4 protein-coding genes and 1 pseudogene are annotated in these 5,763 nt (G+C 38.9%); all 5 read right to left on the bottom strand.

What is annotated here, in order from left to right:
* Positions 1-119 precede the first annotated feature (119 nt).
* The 5 genes and pseudogenes from AFK68_RS13705 to AFK68_RS13685 all read right to left on the bottom strand — a co-directional run bounded on the left by AFK68_RS13705 (position 120) and on the right by AFK68_RS13685 (position 5,535).
* Complete coding sequence (locus AFK68_RS13705; protein ID WP_094671667.1) at positions 120-1,172, bottom strand: DUF3326 domain-containing protein; 1,053 nt, start codon at positions 1,170-1,172, stop codon at positions 120-122.
* A gap of 428 nt (positions 1,173-1,600) precedes the next feature.
* Positions 1,601-1,795 carry a hypothetical protein gene (locus tag AFK68_RS13700; protein ID WP_094671668.1) on the bottom strand — a complete coding sequence of 65 codons (195 nt, stop codon included), beginning with the start codon at positions 1,793-1,795 and terminating at the stop codon, positions 1,601-1,603.
* A gap of 565 nt (positions 1,796-2,360) precedes the next feature.
* A complete protein-coding gene (locus tag AFK68_RS13695) occupies positions 2,361-2,681 on the bottom strand; it encodes a 2Fe-2S iron-sulfur cluster-binding protein (RefSeq protein ID WP_094673285.1) in 321 nt (106 codons plus the stop codon).
* Positions 2,682-3,255: 574 nt separating this feature from the next.
* Positions 3,256-3,450: pseudogene (locus AFK68_RS45100) on the bottom strand (hypothetical protein); the annotation flags it as partial.
* Between the two features lie 12 nt (positions 3,451-3,462).
* Positions 3,463-5,535 (bottom strand): elongation factor G, encoded by a 2,073-nt coding sequence (locus AFK68_RS13685; RefSeq protein WP_094673283.1) that lies wholly within the window; start codon positions 5,533-5,535, stop codon positions 3,463-3,465.
* Between the last annotated feature and the right edge of the window lie 228 nt (positions 5,536-5,763).

Genomic DNA, 5,763 nt, shown 5'->3' with positions numbered 1-5,763 from the left:
TTGGTATAAAAAAAAGGGGAAATGAAGCAAGAGAAACTGCTATGGCTATAGCTATTACTATTTTGGTATAAAAAAAAGGGGAAATGAAGCAAGAGAAACTGCTATGGCTATAGCTATTACTATATTTTGGCAATTGATAATATTTCTGGTTTTAAAGCCTCTGGACTAATACCTGCCCTATGAGCAACCAAAACCCCCAACGCTTCTAAATATGAATTTACCTCCAACGTCTTGATACCTAACTTTTCAGGTGATACCTCCATCTGGGTTTTATTTTCTCTCACCGCAATAATTTGTGCTTTAGTTTGACTGAAACTCATCACCCCACTACCTCCAAAAGCTGTGGCAGGTACAACTACCGCATCAACTTGTTCTGCCCAGATACTATTAGGAACTGGCAAACCCTCTTTTAATGTCACTAACTGTGGCGCACGACTCAAACCAACCAAAACACAAGGCAAAAATGTATAACCAATTTCTTCAGCAGCAGACCGAGGTGATAAGTTAGGGTCTAGGGGTAGAGGCAACAAAGCAGGAGCATGGGCGCAGGGAATTTGAAAAGTTTTGACAATTAAATGACTAATAACTGCCTCTGCTCCTGCCAGGGGGTCAACTCCTTGACCATGACGATATTCTTGTAATGCTGTACTACCTTCATCATCGGGAAATCTGGCAACAACAGCGATCGCCTCTGCCTTTGCTTTGTGGATTAGGGTATGTGCTGCTCGTAGCAAGCTATCAGGATTAGCTATTGTGCCCCAAGATGCGCCAGACTCAGACTGTCGTAGTTCTACTCCTAATGGGGAGTCAGTCACAATGTAATCTGTCAAATTTAGACCTAAAGTTGCTCTCGTAGCATCGGCAGCTTGTAAATGGCGCAGTTGTAATTCTGGCTCAATGGCCTGGTCAAGGATTAAACCTACTCGGTTTTGATGTACTGGTTGTAATCCGTACCATCCTTGAGCAAATTTGTCAAGGGCATACCCTTCTACATATAGAGCATTAGGTAATGGCCAATAGAGTTGTGCCCCATTTAGAACATTAGGGTGAGTTATCAGAGTATCGCAGGTTTGAGCGATCGCCCGTGCTACTGGCAAAGCATCACCAGCATAACCGCCAATAGATGCACCGATACCAGTGGGAATAATTAAGACTACTGTATAAGGTTTCATTTCAGTTAGCCTCCTGTTGGAGGAGCTACGTTAACAGTTAGGCTCCTATCGGAGGAACTGGGTTAACAGTTATCAGTACCGACCCCTGAAGCATAAGGCTTGAAATACTGAATTTTATTTTTTCCATCATAAGAATGGGAGGTTATTGACATTTACTCCTCTCTATTCCCTATTCCCTATTCCCTATTCCCTCTTTTTAGGAATTAGTTGTTAATTTTTTTTCCTCAATTNTTTCAGTTAGCCTCCTGTTGGAGGAGCTACGTTAACAGTTAGGCTCCTATCGGAGGAACTGGGTTAACAGTTATCAGTACCGACCCCTGAAGCATAAGGCTTGAAATACTGAATTTTATTTTTTCCATCATAAGAATGGGAGGTTATTGACATTTACTCCTCACTATTCCCTATTCCCTATTCCCTATTCCCTCTTTTTAGGAATTAGTTGTTAATTTTTTTTCCTCAATTACTACAGCTTCTACATGAGCTTTTTGTTTTTCTGTATCTACTTTTGTCACTGCCCAACGTAGAGGAGTTCCGCGTTTTTCCAACTCTTTTTCAATTTCTTGATTGAGTTTTGCTGGTGATTCTTGCAGGTCAATTTCAGCGTCAATAAAATGAGTAGTCATTTCAGTTATTAGTTATTATTGATCAGTTATTAGTTATCAGTACCGACCCCTGAAGTCAGAGGCTTAAAATACTGAAGTTTATTTTTTTATCCCCTTAAAAGGAGAAGCTTGAGACCTTATTTTTTGCTCATAGCAATTATATAATTAATTAGTTCATACTTGCTTATCTTTAGCTAACAGCCATAAAATACATATAGCAATCCTAAATAGGTTGTGATAAGTTTTATAATAGCTAATTTAAACTGAACGCTTTGAAAATTCTGACTCCTGACTCGTGACTCCTGTACGGGCGTTAACGATAGTTATGCGAAGCTAACGGCCGTTTCGCTGCGCGACATGTTTGCGGAGCATTCCGTCAGGAAAACGCCCCTACCACCAAAATATTACAACTAAAATAGGATTGCTATAGCATACTTAACTGTTTAATCAAAAGAAAATTTTTCCAGATAACAAGGATACTGACTAAGGAATAATCAAGTATAAATATTATATTTATTGATTAGCTTTTTGCACTTTTCTTATCCGTATATCCGTGTTAAAAATTCTTGTCGTGCCTTCCTTCTATTTATGCAGAAGGAAATTGACGTGTGTAAACCTCATCTTCCTTTCCAGTTTCTATCTTTAAATTAGACCGAGGATAAGCAACACATAATAAAACATAACCTTCATCTTGGAGTTCTGGACCAACTCCCATACCATCACTTTGCTCTACAGTACCCTCTCCAATAATCTGAGCTGCACAAGTAGTACAAACACCAGCATTGCATGAGTTAGGCAACTCCAGTTTAGCCTCCTCAGCAACCTCTAGAATTTTCCTATCCTCTGGCACTTCTATCGTGTGAGTTTGTCCTTGGTGGTGGATTTCAACAGTATAAGTCTTAGACATATTGTAATTCGTAGATTTAATTCCTAATCGGAATTCCGACTCCTCTTATTTATGAAGCATTATGTATGCTAACCCCTTTATGGATTGAGGACAACCCTAATTATTGGAAATGAAACAAAATTTTACAATCTATATACTTGCAAAAGTTTTCTATTTATTAACTCAAAATTGCTGAGAAAAACCAGATTTTTATATTTACAGAAGTTTTTGATATCTATTATAGCAGTCGAAGCAAAGATTAGGACATTTATAAATCCTGTTTGCGCAGCATTCCGTAGGAAAATCCTTTGACAGTTTACTATTCCCTATTCCCTATTCCCTATTCCCTATTCCCTATTCCCTATTCCCTAGCGCGTAGCGCTATATGAAAAATTATTTATGAAACAGCAATATTTTTATCTAGCTATTTTAAAACTCAAAGCACTTTGCTATTTATCTCAGTAAAAATTCTCAGGGCATCAATTAAATTTGACTTTTCAAATAACTAACTAACCGGACTATAACTAATATTAAGTCCGGTTAATTATTTTGAATAATCAAGCTATTTTAGTATTGAGTTACCGATGGAAACAGTTTAACGATGACCATTACCATTACCATTCGTATTACTATTCTTTGTCAAGACTTTTTCAGCTAATTTATCTGGCATTTCTTGTAAATGATCGAACTGCCAATTAAAACAACCGACTCCCATTGTTTGCGATCGCAACTCCACAATTAAATCTTGCATTTCTGAAAAAGCTAAATAAGCAGAAGTCTTATCCCAAGCNATGGAAACAGTTTAACGATGACCATTACCATTACCATTCGTATTACTATTCTTTGTCAAGACTTTTTCAGCTAATTTATCTGGCATTTCTTGTAAATGATCGAACTGCCAATTAAAACAACCGACTCCCATTGTTTGCGATCGCAACTCCACAATTAAATCTTGCATTTCTGAAAAAGCTAAATAAGCAGAAGTCTTATCCCAAGCTTTCCAGTCAGTCATACCTTCATAACCCAATATCTGACCGCGACGGATACTTATTAACTGCAAAACTTTTGAGGTAAACTCAGTGGGTGCAAAAATATCTACTAAAGCAATAGGTTCCAACAAAACTGGTTGGCAGTCACTCATTCCCTGCTGCATTGCTACCCGTGCTGCTTGCTTGAATGCTTGCTCCGAACTATCCACCGAATGATACGAACCATTCGTCAATGTCACCCCTACATCTACCACCGGAAAACCAAGAGGACCATGTTCGAGATATTCCCGTACTCCTGTTTCCACACCAGGAATATATTGTTTCGGCACCACTCCACCAACAATAGTTTCACTAAAATTAAAACCTGACCCCCGTGGCAAAGGTTGAATATCTAAATACACATCCCCAAACTGACCATGACCGCCACTTTGATGTTTATAACGACCGTGAGAAGTAGTATTTTTCCGAATAGTTTCTTTATAGGGAACTTGGGGTAAGTGAGTTTTCATCGAAACATTATATTTCCGGCGCAAACGGTCTAAACTTACTTGTAGATGAATTTCTCCTTGACCCCAAAAGATGACTTCGTGAGTATCACCATGTTGTTCCCACATTAATGCGGGGTCTTCTTCCAGCAACTTTGTTAAAGCGCTGCTCATTTTTACTTCATCTTTCCGGTCTTCAGGAGCGATCGCCATAGCAAAAACAGGAGGCAATACTTCTGCTTTAGGCAACTTAGTTTTCAGGTCTGCATCTGTAGTTAAAGTGTCACCTGTTTGGATACCTTCCATCCGACTGAGGGCAACTATTTCTCCAGTTTTAGCTGACTGTAAACTTTCTGTTTGTTGACCCATCAACCGATACATTCCACCGATGCGAACTCCATTTAAAGTCATACCATCAGCAATTTCTCCTTGCCATACCCGAACTAAAGAGAGTTTACCACCTTGAGGAGTGTAATAGGTTTTCAAGACTTGAGCAATAGGTGTTTCAGAATTTGATTTTAAACCTCGACGTTTTGCCGTTTCTACTGGTGCAGGAGTTTCTCGCACTAGAGCATCTAGGAGAGAACGCACGCCAGAATCTTTTTCTGCCACTCCTACAAATACAGGTACAATTAAATCTGCACTCAACTCCATTTTTAGGTCAGCAACTATTTCTTCTTGGGGCGGTTCAATATTTTCGACTAACTCTTCTAATAAATGATCGTCAAAATTAGCTAACTCTTCCAACATTTCTTCTCTAGCAGCGTGTTCTTCTGCTTTCAGAGATTCAGGAATTTCTACCGGATCTGATGGCGCTCCTGGATGATAATGATAAGCTTGTTCGGTTACTAAGTCAATAAATCCAATCAGTTCATTATTTTTGGCAATGGGGTATTGATGAGGGACGATGGGGCGGTTGGAGACAGTTTTGAGTGCTTCTAATACTTTGCCAAAGTTAGATTTGCAGTCGTTTTCGTCTGTGGATACTCGATCCATTTTGTTGATGAAGACTATATGGGGAATTTCCCAGTCATCCAGAAATTTTAATAGTGGGGCGAGGGTGAGAACGCGAGCTGGGTCTGGTTCGCACACGACTATTGCTGCACCTGCTCCGATGAGGGCGTTATTGGTTTCTTGGGCAAATTCTATGGAACCGGAGCAGTCTAGAAAGGAAAAATGAATGCCGCCGTACTCGGTACTAGCGGCATTTATTTCTACTGTCATGGAGCGATCGCGAGCTTCTGCACTAGCATCGCCAATAGTGTTACCATCTTTGACACTGCCTTTACGGGATATTGCTCCTGTGGTTGATAATAGACTTTCTAGTAGTGTTGTTTTTCCACTTAAATAGGGACCGACAATAGCAATGTTCCTGACATTTGAAGCGACTTTTTCTGACATAATTATCCTCCTCACAATGCTTGATAATTCAGCATTGATGATTAACATTCATAGCTTTTTTGCTAGACCTTATCTATTCTTTTATATATTCTCAAGCTATATTTTCAGGTTAACCTATTTTTGCTACTATGAAAAAAAAATTTCATGTATCTTAAATTTCAGTTCAATTTAACTTAAGTTTGATAAACTAATATCAAATATATTTAATTTTTGTTACTCAGCCATTCC

This window comes from Hydrocoleum sp. CS-953, assembly GCF_002260545.1.
In the GTDB taxonomy this organism is placed as follows: Bacteria; Cyanobacteriota; Cyanobacteriia; order Cyanobacteriales; family Microcoleaceae; genus Trichodesmium.
This window is presented reverse-complemented; position numbering and strand designations above follow the sequence as displayed.